Source organism: Paenibacillus sp. sgz302190, from assembly GCF_059820445.1.
This window is the reverse complement of record NZ_JBZYAO010000004.1, coordinates 44,922-63,433: the sequence shown is the minus strand read 5'-3', so window position 1 is coordinate 63,433 and position 18,512 is coordinate 44,922. Positions and strand designations below refer to the sequence as shown.

Genomic DNA, 18,512 nt, shown 5'->3' with positions numbered 1-18,512 from the left:
TCCGGCAAGGCGTTCCGCTTTAGTGGGCAAGGAAAGTGGCGCCGCGGGATCTCGTTACAACTGCTCTACGCGCCGCGTTTCCTCCTCCACGCTTGTAAAAGAGATGCTCTCGCGGATTCTCGTAAAATCCTCGCAGCCGAAAATCAGGATCAGCGATATCAGATACTTCCGGTTGCGTTCCAGCGTCTTTTTACTGACGTTGATCTCTTTGGTCATTGCCTTCAAGGGAAGCTTCTTTTTTTGAAAAAGATCGTTCAGCCACTCCCGGTTGTTGCAAAAATAGCGGGCAATCCGCACCAGCATTTGCCGGGTGTCCCGGTGGCTGGGCATGATATTTTCCAGTTCCCGAAGACAAATGCCGAATTCCTGGAGCCTTTCATCGTAGCTGACCAATTCCTCCGCCAGCGCCGCGGCTCGTTCCTGCCTTTCAAAAGCATCCAGCGAGCTTACCTTATCTGCAATGTACAGCATTTCCTCTTCGTCTTTCCAGTCGGCTTCGTTTTGGGAAATTTTGATTTTTTTCCGAAAATCATCGATCAATCGTCTGCGAATCATAAGAAAAGCGAAATTATTAAATGTTTTTCCATACTCCGTACGGTATCGATCGACAGCTTCATTGAAAGCGATCAAACCTATACTTGCTTCATCATCATTCCATCCAATTCGGCGCCTGCAGACGTGTTTGACAACCTTCAATATAAAGGGCCGGTATTGACCGATCAGAGCCGACCGTGCCTGCTCATCGCCGCTGCGAATCTGCGGCAAGCATTTTTCAGATAAGTTGTTCATCTGGCAACCACTTTCCAATTTGTAATCACTTCATTAATTAGCTGTCGGCTCGGTTCCCCAGACAAGTACGCCATTTTGATACAACGTAACTTTCGTATGATCGGCATATGAATTTTGCGTGCCTTTATACGAGTAATCGTTACTTTCGTTATAGTTCGACCAGTCTGTTTTGTTAATACGGGTTTGAATTTCACCCGTGCTGCCTCCAGGTGCTAACACGCCTGCATTCGAATTGAAGCTGACTTCCAAATAATAATCAGCGCCGGCTACAGCTTTGTCCATTTTAACCAGCTTACCGTTCAGCTTCGAGCAGCTCAGCGTCGCATAGTCGCAGTTGAATGTCTGCGCGCGGTCGCCGTCGATCGTATAGTAATAGCGAATCGTCAACTCACTGATCGGTACGGAAGTTGTCCCTTTGTTTAAAATTTGGAAGTGCGGCTTGAAGTGATTGTCGTTCACACTTGTATCCAGTGTGCGATACTGGAGCACCAGTCCGGTTGTCGGCTGCTGAACATCCGGTTTCGGTGCTGCGCTGGCCGTGTTCGAAAGCGTTTGGCCTGCATCGTTTTTCGCTACGACTTGGTAATAGTATGTCGTGCCTGCCGTCACCGCCGTATCTGTGTAGGTGATTCCGGTTACTCCGCTCGCTACCATCGTGAACGTGCCGTTTGCAGCCGTCGAACGCTTCACTTCATAGTTTGCCGCATTCGCCGATGCTGTCCAGCTCAGGTTTACTTTCGCCGTTTCGCCCGCTGCGCTCAGCGTGAAGCTGCCCGGTACCGGCGGCTGCTCGGAGATGCCATACGTTTTTAAGTTGGTCGGGAGCTTCTCCAACGTAATAACGTTCGGATGATTATATACTTTTTTCAGATGCTCAAGACTGTTTTGTTTGCCGTCTCTCAGGAAATCCCCGTACCATGTAGCGAACCAGCTCCAATGAGCTTGATACGCCTTCATCAGATCAGGGTCCGGGATAGGTCCGTTTTCGCTCATGGCAACTAACTTTTTGTCCTTGCCCAATGTAACCAGGTCTTCATATTTTGCAATTTGCGGACTGTAGTCGCCTGCTTGCGGATAAGAGTCAAAGCTCAAAACATCCACATAGGCGTCTCCCGGATACCAGTCGGGGGAAACAGAATTCCAGACCCAGATCAGATTGTTCAATTTGTGCACATTTGTCAAACGATCGTGAAGCAAAATATACAATTTTTTGACAGGCTCAGGACCTTTAGCGCCCCACCAGAACCATTTGCCTTCCGCTTCGTGCAAAGGACGGAACAGGACAGGTACTTTCGCATCCTGCAATTTCTTCAACTGCTCCGCAATCACATCGATGTCGCGAATAAGCAGTTTATAATCTTCAGACTCCGGATTATTCATCGCATATTCGATATCGAATGTAGTCGAATCGGTATAGAAGCCTCTCCACCATTCTTTTCCCGGCGTATCGATAAGACCTTTCGGCGCGTTCCAGTGCCATGCAAAGGTAACAATGCCCCCTTGCTTATCCCACTCAATCGCTTTTTCCGTCTCTGTGGAACGAAGACCGTGTTCCGCTCTGCTTGGCGAGTAGTCGATCAGGTCAAGCGCCGCAATAGCCGGCTTTTTACCTACATTTGCTTGAAGCCAGTCGATCTCAGTCATTTCCTCTTGACCGGAAAGGATGTTCTTGCCGTATTGATCAACGAGGTAGTTCATCAATGCTCTTGCTTCCACCGTCGCGTTCGGATTGGTGAGCGATTTGGTTACCGCATGCGGCGGACGGTCGGTGGCAGGCTCCAGCTTGACGTAGTCGATGTCATACCATCCCCAGCCCGTTTCAAAACCGATCGTATTCGCCCCCGCATTCAGCAGCAGCTTACCTCCGGAAGTTTCTTTGAAATCAGCCGTTTTCCAAAGCACCAGCTCTCCTGACGCATTGCCGTTTAAGGAGAAATTCGTGCGTTTGTCATCATAAGGAGAACGGTAGCCGATTGTAAGATTGTACAAACCTGCCGCCTCAGCCTGGATCGTCATCGTCAGCGAATCCCCTGGGTTATGGAAATTAGTTACGTAACCGGTACCGGAGAAGCCGGTCCCGCTGGATGACACAATAGTTCCCTTCAGTGTGCCGTTTTCGGCTTCATAGCGAACCGGGCCGTTTACAGGCGCCTGCGGAACCGCATTCACGGCATTGGAATCGCTCGTTCCCGCACTGTTGCTTGCGGTTACTTTGTAATAGTAAGAAGTGCCGTTCGTTACGTTGGTATCCGTATAAGACGTTGCGGTCAAGTTGGATGCTACAGCAGTAAACGGACCGCTTGCAGCCGTTGCCCGCTGTACGCTGTAACCTGCAGCTCCTCTGGAAACGCCCCAGGACAAAGCGACTTTCCCATCGCCGGCCTCGGCTTTCAGCGTGAAGCTTCCAGGAACTTGCACAGGCGTATCATTGCCGGCAGTCAACACAATGTGATAAGCCGTCAAAGGCGGCACTGTATAGGTAAAGCGGTTGCCTGCAATTTGCGCGATCGGCGCCGCTTCCTTCAATTGCGAGCTTGTTCCGTCGAAGCCCCAAACTTTACCGGAGCCGTAAGTCGTTCCGCCGGAAAGATTGAATTGGGCGTCTAATGCGCTGTCCATGCTTTTATTCATGACAACGAGGTGCAGCTCTTTGTTGGATGCATCCGTTACGGAAGCATGCACCGAACTGTTGACAATATCCGACGTTTGCGCGTTAACGCTGATATCGCCGAAAGCAGAACGATTTCCGTCATAGTTGCGGTAAAGCTTGTAAGCGGCGCTAACGTAGTTGTTGGCATCCTTTAACTTCCAGAAGTTTGCCATATAGACGCCGTTTTTGCCGAAAATGCCCAACACATCGGCCATAGCGATACCGCCGGAAATATCGGCTTCGCCGCCGTAGTTAAACTCGGTCAAAGCCAGTTTCGTTCCGGGGTAATACTTGTCCACCGACTGCTTCAATCGAGGCAGCAAAGGCAAAAATTCGCTATTCCATTGAGCGATCCAGCTATCTTCCTTGTAGGTCGGATCCCACAAAGTACGAGGCGCCTGCATTCTGGCTTTCTTCGTCTCGTCGTTGCCTACCTCATTCGTAATTCGTATGCCTCCGCCCATCGCTTCGGGATACCAGTGCACATCGAAGACATCCAGCAATCTCTTGCCTTCGGCTGCCGAACTGAGGCGCATTTGATCCAGGTAATAGTCCACGAACCAGCTGTAGCTGCCTTTTACGGAGTCCCAGTCAGGTGCGGTTTGAAGATCTTTATAGGCGCCAAATCCGTAAAGAACCGGGCCAAAAATTTCCGCGCCCGCGTCGACCGCTTTAACGGCTTTGGATAAGCTTACCGCCCGGTCTACCAACTCTTTCGCCCCGACCTTGTCGCCGTGAATGCGCGGATGCGTATGCGACCAAAGGGCAGGCTCATTGTCGAGTGAATACCCTTTCACGCCCGTCGTTGTTGAAGAAGCGCCGTATTTCTTCACCAAAAAGTTGACGAATTCATCCGCATAAACCTTATTGTCATTCAAATCGGGCTGCAGTTGGAACGGCGCATTTTTGGCGTTTACAACCTGATCCCAACGAGCGGAAGGGGCCTTTTCGCTTTCCTGCACACTTCCGTTTCCATCCTTGGCCACATAACCGGCCATCGGCAGCGTAACTAAAGAATAGGCGCCAAGCTTCAGCGATTGGTCATGAAACGAAGTCGTCACCGCTCCAGGCTTGTCGCAGTCGGATTTTGTCAAGCCGCTAACGGTGCATAAATAGTTATCGCTGGATTGCTGCCAATCGCTTCCCGCATTGGACATATTGTTTTCCCAGTTGTAGCCGGTCAGCCGATTTCCGCCAAGCCGTCTGGCGGCCATATTTTCATCCCCTGCCAAATCCTGATTCGTACCGTATATGTAAGGGCTAATAGGATTCCGATCCTTGGACGTATCGACTTGAATGGTGACATTTTTTTCCGTTTGGCCGTAAACGACAGTTTGAGCCGGTAGTGCGCCCCCCACTGTAACCGCACATGCCATGACGACAGGCAGCCATTTGGAACGTTTGGACAAAATAACACTATTACTATTTCTTTCCTTCATGTTACTTTCCTCCCTTCAATTTGAAAAGAGCGACACCCATACGGGTGCCGCTCCGTCAGGCTTTAAGGCTCCTGACCCCAAACGAGCTTATCGTTCTGGTACAGCGTCACCTTACTCCAATCCGCAAATTGGTTCTTTGTAGGATCATAGGAGTAGTCATCTGCCACATTATAGTTCGTCCAGTCGTTTTTGTTGATGCGCGTTTGAATTTCGCCGGTCGAAGCTCCGGCAGCCAACGTGCCTGCATCCGAATTGAATGTAACCTCCAGGTAGGAGTCCGCACCGGCTTTAGGGCTGCCCAGCTTCGTAAAGCTGCCTGAAAGCTTCGAGCATCCGACTTGTGCATAGTCGCAGTTGAATGTTTGAGCGCGGTCGCCGTCAACTGTGAAGTAATAGCGGAGTTTCAAACCGCTCAGCGATACAGGCGTCGCGCCTTTATTAACAACTTGGAAAAGAGGTCTAAATTGGTTCGTGTTTGCATTCGTATCAGCCGTACGGTACTGAACCACAAGATTGCTGTTCGTGTTTCCTGGGTCCGTAGGCTGCAGCGCCGCGCTGATCGCGTTGGAATCTTTGCTTCCGGCACTGTTTTTAGCCGTTACTTGGTAGTAATAAGTGGTTCCCGCAGTTGCTGTCGTATCCGTGAAAGCATTGCCCGTCACATTGGCGATCGCTGCGAAAGGACCATTCGCGGATGTTCCGCGCTTCACTTCATACTGTGTCGCGTTAGCCGACGGCGTCCAGCTCAAATCGATTTTCGCAGTATCACTTGTGCCGCTAAGCGTAAAGCTTCCAGGCGCTTGAACGACCGGTCCGGGGTCGGTAGAGCCCCCGCCTTGCGGAATTACAGACACTGGAGCCGAATTTGCGCTTTCGCCTGCCGCATTCACGGAACTGATCACATAGTAATAAGCAACTCCGCTAACTACATTCGTATCGATATAGCTAGTCGTTTTCAAATCACCGGCAATTGTCGTGTAAGGACCCGCTTCGCTTAAAGCGCGTTTAACATTATAGCTGGTCGCGCCAGGAATCGAATTCCAGCTCAGTTTAACTTCGAGTTTGGCTTCTACGCCGGTAGGAACGCCTGGTTTCTCGTCAGGCTGCGGATTCGGAGTTTCAGCGTTTACGATCAAACGGTCGAATTCCGCATAGGCAGTTGCGATATCAACTTGCGACCAGAAACGGTGGTACGTGTAAGTCGGCACGCCATTTTCCCATTTTTTAGTCGTTTGGTTGTACGATTTGTTGTAAAGATCGACAAGGCTCGACCATTGCGGGTCGTTTTTAATTTTCGGATACAGATCAGAGTAGCTGATGTATACGCCGTTTCCGCCTTTAGAAGGATCGGAAGGTACGCCTGCGTTGCCCGGAATTGTGTTTCCTTGGCCGTATTTACCGCTCCAGCCGTTAGGAACATAAATCTCTTTGGTAAAGAAACGAGCGTAGTCTTCACGTTTTTCCGGAAGGACAATTCCCTTGCCGTCGTTAAACTTCCAAGAAACATCCAGCAGTTGTTGAGCCAGATCTTTAGCTTTAGTACCGAGATCGCTGTAAGCGCCTTTTTCCGCTTTCGTTCCCGCCGCGAAGAACGTCAACGCTTTGGCATAGCTTCCAAGTACGCCAACGTCTTGGCCCGGATCTTTTGCAATTGCACGGAAATTCGGGTTGTTCGTGTAAGAAGAGAAGCCTTTCCAAGTGTCCGGCTGACCTGCCCACTCTTCTCCGCCCGGAATCCAGAATTGACCTGGATCGTCAACCGTCGCAACAGCCGGATTGGCACCGCCCATGATGCGTTTGCCGGTTGCGTCGAGGTAGTATCCTTCGCTGTCCGTTACCGGCTTCTTGTTCACAAACGTGTAATCAATGGCCCAATCGATCCATTTTTCAACAATCGTTTTGGCCATTTTGAAGTTCTCGGAGTTCGTCTCTCCATTGGAGGCCATGATGTAGTACAGCTCTGCTATACGTTCAACCGGCCAAGCCTGCATACCGAACCATTTGTTGGACGGAGGGTCCATATACACAGGGGCTTCCTGATAAGCCATATCGTAGAACGTGCTTACGCCGCTCGGATATTTGCTGTAGTCGCCGTTCCAACTGTTCGTTGCGCCGCCGCCGATCGCGCCGTCAGCCGAGGACAGCCATGTATAGAACTCAAGCTGGCGTTTCAGGGACGTATCCCAGTCTTGCTTGCCTGTTGCCGATTTCGGATTCAATCCGCCCTCAGGCTGCGATAATGCGTAAGCCGCTACTACGTTCTGGTAGCCTTGGTGCGCATGGCTCGCGCCAATCCGCCAAGCCCAGTTGCCGCCTTCCAGGCCGCCGCCCCAAGCTGTGTACCAAGACATCAGATAGTGGCTGGCTTCCTTGCCGTTTCCAGGCGTAGGATTGCCGTTAGCTCCGCTGCCGATTTTTTGGAAGTACTTATCGTACATGCCGTAACGAAGGTAGTCGCCCATCTTCTTGGCTTTATCCAAATATTTGGTATTGTTATAACCTAATTCCTTAGCCCAGAACATTGCTTGAACGGCGCGCGCATCGGCGTCCGTAGCGTTCGTATAGCGCCACTGCTTGGCAGGAGCCTTATTTTCGTTCGTGAACAAGGACATGAAGCCTTCTCCCTGTTTACCGAACGTTTGGTTGTCTTGGGATGGATGAGTAATCGCTTCCCATACGGACTCCTGCTCGCCCCGTTGGAACGTATTGACGTACGAAGCCGTATGGGACGGATTCAGCAGGTTGCCGAAGCCAGTCCAGTTGTCAACGTCAACCAGCCAATGCATCAAATAAGTTTCGTTGTTTCCGTAAGCCGCCTTCAACTCGGAATCCAGCGGATCGCGGCCCGCTTGATAACGGCCGTTCAAATCGCTCGGATATTGGTCAGGCTGTTTTTTCTCCGCCGCGTAAGTCGCAGGGCTGTTCGGATTATAGTTCGATATCGTCGGCTGCTCTTTGCTGCTTGGCAAAATATAAGTCTCCATGTTATCCCAAGCCGCTTCGAGCTTCGACCAGTCTCCTGTGTAATGACCGTACAAAGTTTCCAGCCAGAACCAGTAGCTGTAAGTCTCGGAAGTCGTCATATGCCCGTAAGCAGGCGCCTCGCTCATCAGGGTTTCAACGGAATGATAAGGAACCCCTTCGGCGGAAAAGTAACCGCTTTTCGGATCTTTGATCTGGTTGTACAATTGCAGGAAACGCTCTTTATTCATAGAATCGGATGCTGCCTGGACGGAAACATCCGTAGCGGCTGCGGCGTGCAGCGTTTCCGGCGCTACGCCCGTCACGCCTGCAAACATGGATACGGCCAGCGTTGCGATCATAGAGATCGAGCCGTATTTTTTCTTCAAATCGGAATACATTAATTTCTCATCCTCCCAGATAGTTTAACGAAGTAAGATAGGAAACCGGCCATCCCTCCTTTTGATTTCTGCATCATTAAGTTCAACGAATACAACTAAGACTTACGGCTTTTGAAAAGAGTTAATGGCTCTTCTCTCTGGCCCAGCCTCGCCTTGGCCCCTTGCTTCGGCGGACTGCGCCGTTTTATCCGGACAAGTCTTCTAAACCGCATCTGCCTGAACCCAAAAATATGGCAGGAATAGCAGTTCACCTGCACATCTTTCTGCAAAGTTGTTCCAGTAATTCACCACCTTTCTCTGAAACCGGACAAATTTCGACAGGGTATTTATTTATACGAAGGAAAATAACGCTTTCTGTCCGTCCCGCTTCATATTTTTACATAATATTACTTATTTATCATTCTTTCACCGCTAGATACAGAGCTTAAGAACGAATATTTGTCTGAAATAGACCCTTACAAAAAAATAAAGCTTAGCCACATTAAGTGACCAAGCTTTATTAGTATTTATTTGCGTACCCGCAGCAAAAGCTGATTCAATTCTGGTTCCGAATATGAGAAGGCGGTATATTCCGGTATTTTTTAAACATGCGGCTGAAGTAGTAAATATCCCGGAAACCGACGGAAAGGGCGATTTCGGAAATCGTATGCTGTGTATTGTACAGCAAGTATTCCGCATGTCGGATGCGAATGTCAGTCATATATTCAGTAACGCACTTATCAGTAAGCATCTTGAACCGTCTGCTGAAATGAAAGCGGCTTAAACCGACCTTGGCGGCTAGCAGCTCGATAGAAAGCTCCTCATGATAATGGTCTTCGATATAAGCGAGCACAGGGGTAAATTGCTCAAGCTGCCGCATACGAACTCTTTGATCCTTAGTTGGTTGATCTTGCGCAGCACCGCTTCGTACGAGACGCACCAGCAAACGATATAAGTGAGCTTTGATGGACAGCTCGTATCCTTCATCGCGCCCGTCCAGTTCCCGAACAATGGCCATGAGGTCGTCCGCAACGTCGCCGGGCTGCTCAATACGGTTGCGAAAAAGAATAAGATTCCGAATGATAGGCAGCATGTACTTCGTTTCTACGGCGTCTATAGTATGGCTTTGCAGAACAGCAGGGTCAAAAATAAGCGCATAATAGAACAAATTATTGGAAAGGCTTACACCCGCGTGCAAATCGTTGCTATTCACGAAGACAAGGTCGCCGGGCTGTACATGGATAGTTTCCGAATTGCAGTTGATCACTGCCTTCCCTGATATGAAGTACAGCAGTTCAATATGTTTATGCCAATGGTTTGTGAATAGGGTCGTACCATATTCATCTGCCTTACAACGATGAACCTTCACCGGGAAGTTCGGTTCGGGCATATCCATGGGTTCGAGTAGCGCTGCGGGCTTCATAGCCATCCTCCACCTTCATTATCGCACAAAAATACAAACTCTTAGGAGTCTGTCCGAAGTAACTCCGTCGGACAGACTCCTAGCATACCCGGTTCACGGGTGCGCATCTGCCGGAAAAAGGCTATGCCTTCTGATGCCGATCGTCGTAGTTCAAACAATCCGGACACTTTTCCGGAAACCGCAGCCCTTCACTTGTGTAGTTTTCAGGATTTGCCTCATCGAATATGTAAGGATCTCCGCAGTGCTTGCACGCCATAATAATCGGATCATCCAAGCGAATCAGCAGCGATTGGGCTCGTTCACGCTTCAGCTGCTCCCAAGCCGAATCATCCATTTGATCGCGTCGCTTTAATACCTCGATCACGTTGCGTATTTCCTCCCGCACTTTCTTGAAATCGATGCCTTCCCACAAAGTCAAAAACGGAATGTACTTTGTATTCCCGGTACATAAAATTTTGTACAGGAACAAAAACATCATGCCCCGGTTGCGTTCCTTTAAATACTCCATGCTAATCGGAGTGACGTTTTGCTCGATCCAGCGATCCCACTCCTGCAATAATTCTTCTGCGCACCGCTCTCTTTCGATCACCCATCCGAACGGAGAAAATACGATCATAGGCAGCTTGCCCTGCTTCTCGATCCTTAAATAGCCGGTGCGAATCATATGATCTACTTTATCCATAATCTGCTCCAAAGTGAGATCTTTGTAGAATCCATAAGAAGGATTTCGATCCAGCCCCAGTTCCAGCAGCTTTCGATCCCTTGAGCCCTTCAATATTTTGGCTAGCAGCGATCGTCCACCTTCTGCAATGATATCGTCAGCAGCCCGCAGTATCGCCCGCAATTCAGGCTCCGGCAATGGCCGGTTCTCTCGTTTCATAGGTTTGCTCAATTCCATCCCTCGTTCCCACTACAATCTCTTCAAGTAATTCCCGCCATTCGTATATTTTACACCATAGGCGCAAGTAAAAGGGGGGGTTCCCCGGATTTCGTGTTGTTTTCCGTTACATTCATTCAGGCTTCATCTATTTTATCATAACCGGAATAGCCATTGGGAAGGGGGCTTGGCTCCGGTCTGAAGAACTCCTTTTGTTCGCTGGCCCCAATAGTTATAATAAACATAATAAAAGATATTGAAAGGTGATCTACATGGGCAAAACAAGCAAAGGAATTTGTACATGCTGCCGGAAAGAACTCAGCAAGGCAACCGTTACGAAGCATCTGCAAAACTGTCACGAACGAGCGCTGGACGATGGGGTCGTACGATATTTCCTGATCAGTGTACAGGGCCGCTACTCGCCGGAGTACTGGCTCTTCCTCGAGGCAAGCGCTGACTTGACGTTAACAAGGCTGGATGATTACCTGAGAAATATTTGGCTGGAATGCTGCGGACATTTGAGTCTGTTCACGATCGAAAATCAAATCTATTCCCCCCAACCCGACAAATCCTACGGTGAGAAAAGCACGCAGGTCAAACTGGGTAACTTGCTGTATAAAGGCCTTTCCTTCAGGCACGAGTACGATATGGGATCGACAACGGAACTGACGCTGAAGGTAGTCGGGGAACGGTTCGGGGCCAAACGCGCTTCCTCTGACGTAGAGCTCCTTGCCCGCAACAATGCTCCTGTTATCCAATGTACCGAATGCGGAAACGCCGCGGCGGAAAACGTCTGCTCGGAATGCCAATACAACGAGTCCGGATGGTTATGCGAAACTTGTTCGGAAAATCACGAATGCGGAGAGGAAATGCTTCTTCCTGTTGTCAATTCTCCGCGTGTGGGCGTATGCGGATATACGGGGTGAAAGTATTCCATCCTGTGCAGTCACAGTTTTGATATCACCTGGGCCTCCCACGGACTACAAAAAATTCCCACTTGAATTTTATATATTTAGCGAAATAGGAAAGTATAATAATATAAAAATGTAGGAAGTCAAAACATAGGAGGAAGTCATGGGCCGATTAGTTCATTTCGAAATTCATGTAGATGACATGGAACGTGCTAAGAAGTTTTATGGAGAGGTATTTGGATGGAAATTTGAGGATTGGAGTACTTATGCCGGAATGCCTTATTGGGGAGCTGTGACAGGCGATGCAAATGAACTTGGAATCAACGGGGCTTTAATGCAACGTCAAGGCGCTTCCCCGCAACCCGGTCAGGCTATGAATGGTTATGCATGTACGATGGGAGTCGGAGATTACGATTCTACCGAAGCAAAAATTCTTAGTCTTGGAGGCAAGCTCGCATTGCCCAAGTATGCACTGCCTGGAATGGCATGGCAAGGGTATTACATTGACACAGAAGGAAATACTTTTGGTATTCATCAGCCAGATGAGCATGCAAAATAGAGTTATACGATCACATGGACAAAAGCCCGACCTTACACGGTCGGGTTTTTCATTGTGCCGTCGGTACTATTGATGGCCTTCGTTTATTTCCGAAAAGCCTAACGATCTAATCAAGCGATATAGGTAGTAGAGACCTCGGATCTGGGATTTGATCGTTTTATGCAGGTAGGTTCGGATACTTTCCGCTAGCTTTATCTCACGTTCGATGTTATGAGAATCTAAAAGTGCAATCGATTGCTTCAAGTTCACGGTGTCTTCGGAATATACAGAACTTTGCAGCACCTGAATCATCCTAATTTTAAGTAGAAGTGCTTCATTATATAGTCGGTAGCCGTTATCAGGGTCACGCTCTGTAGTGAACAGGCCGCTTTTCTCCCAGTAACGGATCGCTGATTTAGGAACCCCTGTCCGTCTTGAGACCTCGTGGATGCTGATGCGTTGGTTCAAATCGTAAGCTTGACTTCCATTGGCATACGATTTCAACTCCCTTATCAATTGATCCAAATCTGCTTTTTGCCGATGTAACATGACTTCCCTTTCCCTAACGATCCACAATGCATCGTCCAACTCATCTCTTTGGAGACTATGCAGCACCTCGGTCGTCACTTCCATCCCAAATGCTGGGGCCATGGCTTGAATACATGCCAGATAGGCATCATGCCGTTCAGTATACATACGGTATCCGGTGGCGGATCGCTCCGCAGGAGGGATTAACCCCTTCGCTTCATAGTTCCGCAAAGTGCTGGCGCTTATCTTAAATTTCCCCGCCAATTTTTTAGGTCGCGAGCCCATGCTAATCACACCTTTATAATTAATGCACGAACATTAAAACCATTGTAATGTTATTCTGATCTTTTTGTTGATTTCCTTCAAACATTTTCGCAAAACCTTCCAATTGGCTTACATGTTATATGATGGAAATAAACCAATTCAAGGAGGAGTAAGTATGACCGTAAAACCAATATTCCATTATGACATGACAATCGAGGAGCTTGGCGTGGCAGGCAATCGGTATATTGAATCGGTATGGAAGCCCTTGTACGATTCGATGCACGATCAACTAACGGTTGCTTTTCGTGAAATCGAGGATGCTGCCTATGGGCTGTATTTGGACCAGTTAATGCCTGCACTATTTGATTGCCTTGAGGACGCTGGTTTCGAAGCAACGGAACCCCTCGTGGAACATGATTTCGTTATCGGCAAATGTTTGCTATTTCGAAATTCGCTTGAGAAATGGGGAACCGAAGAAAATAGATCCAGGATATTTTGGAATGTTGTCCGTCATAAAAAAAGCCAACAACCTATTGGATCTTTATTGACAGAAATTCCACATTCTCATCTGAAATTTGAGATTCCTACGGCACCTGTACTCTATTCGTTGAGAGATTGCGAGAGGGAACAGATCGTGCAAGGAATTCGGCGTATCAAGGGATAAAAAAAATGGTGTGCAAATTATGGGTAATAACATCGGTAGAAACGAATGGGGATCTTTGTGCAAGATTAGCGGTCTCGTTAAACGATTGGACACAATAGTAATATGGATAAAGGACTAGTTAAGGGAGTCCAAATCTAAATGCAATGGCTTCGCTAAAACCATTTCCTTGCCGTCGGTACGGATCATAGAACTAGGGGCGGCAGCACAGTCTTGAACCCGAGCCGCTCATAAAGAAAAACATCGAAGTCATGCCGTTTCGCATGGCTTCGATGTTTCGGAAATTCGTTTCGATGTCAACCGTCTTTAAGCTTATTGTCGTTTTCATCTTCATCATCTCCCCGATGACAAAGAGCAAACCTGGACTCCTGAGTGGATGAGTGCCGAACGGCGCAGGCGACACATGAATTGAAGAGTCATTGGAAAGCCTTATTGAGCAGTAGCGAACTGGCGGGAGATATTCCGGTATACGGTTGGAGATATCCCTCTCTTAGCCGTAAATTGTTTGATGAAGTAAGTGTCGTACTCAAACCCGGTGGCACGCGCAATTTCGTTCAAGCTCATACCTGTATGGGTGAGGAGATCTCCCGCAACTTTCAAGCGGTGCGACAGCAAATATCTCATTGCTGTACACCCGCATCTTTCCTGAAACATTTTATTAAGCGACACACGATTCAAGTGTGCGCATTTAGTTAAATCTTCCAAGGTGACTTTATTAGCATAATTGGTGTGTATATATTCCAGCACTAAATCAACAGGGGATTGTTCGCTTTGGCGGTTCAAATCCTCAAGCAGGCCCAATATCTGGATGAGATATTTTTTGATTCTGCACGCCCAGTTTGCATCGCTTTGCGCATACACTTCAGTCCCAAGTACAAAAAACCACTCAAATACTTGCGGAAAGGCTTTCTCGGTAACAAAAGGTACTCCGGTGCGTGTTTGATTGCCCTGAAAAAGCGAAAGCCCTGTTTGTATTTTCAGATGGCTAGGAAAGTAGTCTTTCGTTTCAGAATTCGGTACGGTAATAAGAAAATCGGGATGATAACTGAATGATTGCGCAGAGGCGTTATGCTTTTCAAGTATTTGTATCGTATCATCTTCGGATAAACAGAGAACGCCGGGGGCTGAAATCGCTATCGGTCGTTCGTTGAGTACCCCGTTGATGCTGCCGGATGTAATCAAGATTAAAGTAAGCCGCTCCGGATAGGGAAGACAGTTCAAGTCCTCGGCGGCAACAAATTCAATATTTACCGTTCTGTCTTTGTGGCGGTCAACTTGCGGCATGGTCCTCTCCTGACAAATAGTATAGTCAATTGCTTCACTTATAACAGTGTACCACAAAGATTCGAGGAGTATAATTAACACAGACGAAGAAAGGTGGTTATTATTATGGCAATCAACATTGCGATAAATGGTTTCGGCAGAATTGGCAGGCTTGCCTTTCGGCAGCTTTTTGATGCAGAAGGTTATCAGATTGTCGCTATCAATGACCTAACAAGTCCGAAGATGCTTGCGCATTTGCTAAAGCACGACACAACGCAGCGACGTTATGATGAAAAGATTGATTACAGTGATAACAGCTTAACCGTAAACGGCGTGGATATTCCGATTTATGCCGAAAGAGATCCCGGCAAACTCCCGTGGAAAGAATTGCAAGTTGATGTAGTCCTGGAGTGTACAGGCTTTTTCGCCTCAAAAAAAGCATCTACAGCCCATATTGAGGCAGGTGCAAAAAAAGTAGTCATCTCAACCGTTGCTGGGAAAGATATTCCTACTATTGTATATGGTGTTAATGAACACACGCTAACTAAAGAAGATACTATTGTTTCGGCCGCATCTTGCACCACGAACTGCCTGGCTCCAATGGTCTATTACTTGAACGAGCTTGCGCCGATTAAAAAAGGTTTTATGACGACGATACATGCTTATACAAACGACCAGAATACCCTTGATGGCCCTCACGCCAAAGGTGACTTGCGCCGGGCGCGCTCTGCAGCCGGCAACATCATCCCAACGTCAACCGGGGCAGCAAAAGCAATAGGACTCGTAATCCCTTCCTTGGATGGCAAACTGGATGGTGTATCCCAAAGAGTGCCGGTTATGGCCGGCTCCCTAACAGAATTGACAGTAGTCGTGGGCGGTTCCGTAACTGCGGAGCAGGTCAACGAGAAGATGGAGCAGTCCCAGTCGGAGCAATATGGATATACAGAGGAAGAGCTTGTCTCGTCCGATATTATCGGTATGACTTACGGCAGCTTATTCGACGCTACGCAAACAAAGGTAACGGAACTAGGAACAGATACCCTGGTGAAAATAGCGGCATGGTATGATAACGAAAACTCCTTTACCAGCCAAATGATTCGCACCGCCAAATATCTCGCGGAATTGCGATAGTAAGCGAACTATAAATGACGCACACCTTTCGACGGTAAATAAACTGTGTCTTATATATATTAAATAGTGGTAAACTAACGGACAGGTTGGAATAGCGACACTACAACCAGATCGGGTAGGGGACTGCCAACATCGAAAACATACGCTAATTAGAGCAGGAATTTGGACTCTAAGAACGCCTCGAAATACGAAGAAACACCGTTCATGTATCTAATCTGTTTTCGAACCCTCGCTCTCCAGGTCGAAGGTTCGATCGCGTTGCATCAGGATGCCGAAGCCTTTGGGCGCGCAAAACAGATATTTGCTGTTTGCTGGTCCGCCATCGATGTTCGGCCAAGCAGTGGTAGGCGTCTCGTACTAAAGTGAAGCGAGTACGCGTTTGATGATCGCCTTTACGAACTGGTCGTCGATCGGTTCACGTGAGAACCAGCGGCGGTAGAAGAGTGGCCCCAGCAGGGCTGCGACGATAGTTGACACGTCGGCGTGTGCCGACAGCTCGCCTCTGCCTACCGCGCGCTGTAGGACCTCTCGCAGGGGGGCGGCGTGTCCGCGCTGAATCCGACTGTGGATTTCCGCGAACTCCGGATTGCGCTCGGCTGTGTCGACGATTGACGGCAGGACGAAGGACCAATTCGCCGTCGGTAGCAGGTGCGCGATTTCCACCAGGATAGCCGTGACGTCACCTTCGAGTGAGCCGGTGTCGGGCGTTTCCTGCTCGGCAATCATCCGTGAACAGGCGTCGATCACCAGTGCTTCACGCGTCGGCCAGTGGCGGTAGATGGTCGTCTTCGCGACCCCGGAACGACGCGCCACCTCGTCGACGGAGAAGCTAGCCACACCGCCTTCGCTGAGCAGTTCAAACGCAGTGGTCAGGACGGCATGTCGTGAACGCTCGACGCGTCTATTCAAATTGGCCGACGGCACACGTTCAGATTTCTTAGACGTAGTCACCATCTTCCCTCCAACATAAAAGTACTTTAGACTCGGATTCGTTGCCTTAAAATAAAAAGTCCTTCACATTATACCATGAAAGCATCCTTGGCGCCGGGGATTTCGGCTTGCCATTTAGAGCACTTCTTGTTTGTGCTTCAGTGAGGCAACGAAGCATTTTCGAGCACCATTTTTGTTAGTCGTACGGTAACTTGTATTATCCAGGTCAATATGATATTATACGATACGATACGATACGGTATCGTATCGTTAAATTATTGAAAGGATGATGTCTTGTGAATTTCGCTTCTGTACGCATAATTACTGACGACTTGGATCGACTCGTCGTGTTCTATGAGAAAGTCACAGGTGTTTTGGCGAAGCGCCCCGCGCCTGTCTTCGCTGAGTTCGTTCTGCCATCGTGTACCCTTGCGATCGGCCACTCCCAGACGGTGCAACTGTTCGGCGCCGGTTCCGCGCGCGCGGCCGACAACCACACCGTCATCATCGAGTTTCGCGTCCACGACGTCGATGCCGAGTACAACCGCTTGAAGCCGCTTGTCGACGAGTGGGTACAGGAACCGACCACGATGCCATGGGGGAACCGCTCAGCACTGTTTCGCGACCCCGACGGCAACCTCGTCAACCTCTTCGCTCCGGTTACCGAGGAAGCGCTCGAGCGGTTCAGCGGTAGGCCTTAACGGGCAGCGTTCCTACGCTAAGAGTAATGGAGGGAGTTCGCGCCTGAAACTCCCCTGCCCGCCGTGCGGCGTGTCCATGTTGGTAGTATTCTCGGGTCGGAAGCTGGCGGTTGCAGAAGTTCTCGGGAACATTAGTTGAATGACAACAGCGGCAGGTCTAAGACTGTATTTTCTAGTCTTGATCCGCCGCTGTTTCTTTTAACGGATCAAATCTAAAACCTTTATTCGCTAACACAACTAAGACATCGAAAGAATGCTTAGCATTTCCAGATTCTATCTCACTAAGCGTACCTTGTGATATTTCTAAGCTTTGGGCAAATTCAATTTGCGTCAATTTATGTTGTTTTCTTATAGACTTTATTCTTTCTCCGATAGAAGGTAAATTATCCAATTTGATCCACCCTATATTTTGGCAAGTAAGTTTATAAAACAAAAGCATATTTCCGTCCAATTTCGGACAAAAATATGCATTTAATTGGCTTTAGCGTTGATGAAGTGGACGCGTCCCCACTACTCGCTACTCATGCTCGAACTATCCCCGTCGAATCCATAAACGGCCCCGAGGTAAAATAGTCTTAAACTTATTAAAGCAAATGTTTGCCGCGAGTTTATTAAAGCAATCGATTGCCGCAGCGGCAAAGTTTTGGTTTAACTCTCAAAAAACCCGCTCTATGAGCGGGTTTTAAGTATGGAGGCGAGGGGAGTCGAACCCCTGTCCGAAAATATCGCCACACAGGCATCTACGGGTGTAGTCACAGTTTTGATGTCACCCGAGCAGCGCGCCGTAACCCGCTCTGCGTTGGGTCAGCCTGATTGTCTTCTTCCGTCGACCCCAGGCGGAGACCGAAGCGGCGTATCCCACTAAAGTTGGGCCCCTATCCCGGCACATGGGCGATGCAGGGTAGAAGCTAGCTCACAGGTTATTAAGCTGCGAAAGCTAATTTAGGTTGTTGTTTGCCATTTAATAGGCTTTAGCGTTGATGAAGTGGACGCGTCCCCACTACCCGCAACCCGCGCTCGAACTATCCCCGTCGAATCCAAAAACGCCCCCGGATTGCCTTCCGCT

At 48.7% G+C, this 18,512-nt stretch carries 15 protein-coding genes and 1 other RNA gene; 5 read left to right on the top strand and 11 right to left on the bottom strand.

Translation table 11 applies throughout. From position 1 onward, the window contains the following. Nucleotides 1-54 precede the first annotated feature (54 nt). The 5 genes from sigI to AC6RNO_RS06945 all read right to left on the bottom strand — a co-directional run bounded on the left by sigI (nt 55) and on the right by AC6RNO_RS06945 (nt 10,534). A complete protein-coding gene (sigI, locus tag AC6RNO_RS06965) occupies nt 55-789 on the bottom strand; it encodes an RNA polymerase sigma-I factor (RefSeq protein ID WP_497105037.1) in 735 nt (244 codons plus the stop codon). Between the two features lie 33 nt (nt 790-822). Beyond that, nucleotides 823-4,878, bottom strand: a complete 4,056-nt coding sequence (locus AC6RNO_RS06960) for a glycosyl hydrolase (protein WP_497105036.1) — start codon at nt 4,876-4,878, stop codon at nt 823-825. A gap of 62 nt (nt 4,879-4,940) precedes the next feature. After that, nucleotides 4,941-8,240, bottom strand: coding sequence for a glycoside hydrolase family 48 protein (locus AC6RNO_RS06955; protein WP_497105035.1), 3,300 nt, complete (start codon nt 8,238-8,240; stop codon nt 4,941-4,943). A gap of 535 nt (nt 8,241-8,775) precedes the next feature. Continuing rightward, nucleotides 8,776-9,609, bottom strand: coding sequence for a helix-turn-helix domain-containing protein (locus AC6RNO_RS06950; RefSeq protein WP_497105152.1), 834 nt, complete (start codon nt 9,607-9,609; stop codon nt 8,776-8,778). Between the two features lie 154 nt (nt 9,610-9,763). Then, the gene (locus AC6RNO_RS06945; RefSeq protein ID WP_488435792.1) at nt 9,764-10,534 is read right to left on the bottom strand and encodes an RQC-minor-1 family DNA-binding protein; all 771 of its coding nucleotides are present in this window, start codon (nt 10,532-10,534) and stop codon (nt 9,764-9,766) included. Between the two features lie 257 nt (nt 10,535-10,791). On the opposite strand from AC6RNO_RS06945, the gene AC6RNO_RS06940 reads away from it, so the two are divergent. Both AC6RNO_RS06940 and AC6RNO_RS06935 read left to right on the top strand, forming a co-directional pair. After that, a complete protein-coding gene (locus AC6RNO_RS06940) occupies nt 10,792-11,445 on the top strand; it encodes a hypothetical protein (protein WP_497105034.1) in 654 nt (217 codons plus the stop codon). 148 nt (nt 11,446-11,593) lie between these two features. After that, nucleotides 11,594-11,989, top strand: a complete 396-nt coding sequence (locus AC6RNO_RS06935) for a VOC family protein (RefSeq protein ID WP_497105033.1) — start codon at nt 11,594-11,596, stop codon at nt 11,987-11,989. Between the two features lie 66 nt (nt 11,990-12,055). On the opposite strand, the gene AC6RNO_RS06930 is transcribed toward AC6RNO_RS06935, so the two are convergent. Continuing rightward, nucleotides 12,056-12,781, bottom strand: coding sequence for a MerR family transcriptional regulator (locus tag AC6RNO_RS06930; protein WP_474682759.1), 726 nt, complete (start codon nt 12,779-12,781; stop codon nt 12,056-12,058). A gap of 154 nt (nt 12,782-12,935) precedes the next feature. Between AC6RNO_RS06930 and AC6RNO_RS06925 the strand changes: the two genes are divergently transcribed. Further along, the gene (locus AC6RNO_RS06925; RefSeq protein ID WP_497105032.1) at nt 12,936-13,424 is read left to right on the top strand and encodes a DUF6022 family protein; all 489 of its coding nucleotides are present in this window, start codon (nt 12,936-12,938) and stop codon (nt 13,422-13,424) included. 190 nt (nt 13,425-13,614) lie between these two features. Here the strand turns inward: AC6RNO_RS06925 and AC6RNO_RS06920 are convergent, their stop codons facing one another. Continuing rightward, entirely contained in the window at nt 13,615-13,749 is a 135-nt protein-coding gene (locus AC6RNO_RS06920; RefSeq protein ID WP_474682761.1) for a hypothetical protein, read from the bottom strand. A 101-nt stretch (nt 13,750-13,850) separates the two neighbouring features. Then, a complete protein-coding gene (locus tag AC6RNO_RS06915; protein ID WP_474682762.1) occupies nt 13,851-14,705 on the bottom strand; it encodes a helix-turn-helix domain-containing protein in 855 nt (284 codons plus the stop codon). Nucleotides 14,706-14,810: 105 nt separating this feature from the next. On the opposite strand from AC6RNO_RS06915, the gene gap reads away from it, so the two are divergent. Next, nucleotides 14,811-15,815, top strand: a complete 1,005-nt coding sequence (gap, locus tag AC6RNO_RS06910; RefSeq protein WP_474682763.1) for a type I glyceraldehyde-3-phosphate dehydrogenase — start codon at nt 14,811-14,813, stop codon at nt 15,813-15,815. A gap of 357 nt (nt 15,816-16,172) precedes the next feature. Here the strand turns inward: gap and AC6RNO_RS06905 are convergent, their stop codons facing one another. After that, a complete protein-coding gene (locus tag AC6RNO_RS06905; protein WP_088832127.1) occupies nt 16,173-16,769 on the bottom strand; it encodes a TetR/AcrR family transcriptional regulator in 597 nt (198 codons plus the stop codon). 272 nt (nt 16,770-17,041) lie between these two features. On the opposite strand from AC6RNO_RS06905, the gene AC6RNO_RS06900 reads away from it, so the two are divergent. Then, complete coding sequence (locus AC6RNO_RS06900; RefSeq protein WP_474682765.1) at nt 17,042-17,446, top strand: VOC family protein; 405 nt, start codon at nt 17,042-17,044, stop codon at nt 17,444-17,446. A 172-nt stretch (nt 17,447-17,618) separates the two neighbouring features. Here AC6RNO_RS06900 and AC6RNO_RS06895 read toward each other — a convergent pair whose 3' ends face one another. Together AC6RNO_RS06895 and ssrA are read right to left on the bottom strand one after the other, a co-directional pair. Beyond that, complete coding sequence (locus AC6RNO_RS06895; RefSeq protein ID WP_497105031.1) at nt 17,619-17,837, bottom strand: helix-turn-helix domain-containing protein; 219 nt, start codon at nt 17,835-17,837, stop codon at nt 17,619-17,621. A gap of 295 nt (nt 17,838-18,132) precedes the next feature. Beyond that, nucleotides 18,133-18,497, bottom strand: a transfer-messenger RNA (tmRNA) gene (gene ssrA, locus AC6RNO_RS06890). Nucleotides 18,498-18,512 lie beyond the last annotated feature (15 nt).

Coding starts and splice junctions, on each gene's coding strand:
- sigI (WP_497105037.1), bottom strand. CDS start 789: ATGAACAACTTATCTGAAAAATGCTTGCCGCAGATTCGCAGCGGCGAT.
- AC6RNO_RS06960 (WP_497105036.1), bottom strand. CDS start 4,878: ATGAAGGAAAGAAATAGTAATAGTGTTATTTTGTCCAAACGTTCCAAA.
- AC6RNO_RS06955 (WP_497105035.1), bottom strand. CDS start 8,240: ATGTATTCCGATTTGAAGAAAAAATACGGCTCGATCTCTATGATCGCA.
- AC6RNO_RS06950 (WP_497105152.1), bottom strand. CDS start 9,609: ATGCCCGAACCGAACTTCCCGGTGAAGGTTCATCGTTGTAAGGCAGAT.
- AC6RNO_RS06940 (WP_497105034.1), top strand. CDS start 10,792: ATGGGCAAAACAAGCAAAGGAATTTGTACATGCTGCCGGAAAGAACTC.
- AC6RNO_RS06935 (WP_497105033.1), top strand. CDS start 11,594: ATGGGCCGATTAGTTCATTTCGAAATTCATGTAGATGACATGGAACGT.
- AC6RNO_RS06930 (WP_474682759.1), bottom strand. CDS start 12,781: ATGGGCTCGCGACCTAAAAAATTGGCGGGGAAATTTAAGATAAGCGCC.
- AC6RNO_RS06925 (WP_497105032.1), top strand. CDS start 12,936: ATGACCGTAAAACCAATATTCCATTATGACATGACAATCGAGGAGCTT.
- AC6RNO_RS06920 (WP_474682761.1), bottom strand. CDS start 13,749: ATGAAAACGACAATAAGCTTAAAGACGGTTGACATCGAAACGAATTTC.
- AC6RNO_RS06915 (WP_474682762.1), bottom strand. CDS start 14,705: ATGCCGCAAGTTGACCGCCACAAAGACAGAACGGTAAATATTGAATTT.
- gap (WP_474682763.1), top strand. CDS start 14,811: ATGGCAATCAACATTGCGATAAATGGTTTCGGCAGAATTGGCAGGCTT.
- AC6RNO_RS06905 (WP_088832127.1), bottom strand. CDS start 16,769: ATGGTGACTACGTCTAAGAAATCTGAACGTGTGCCGTCGGCCAATTTG.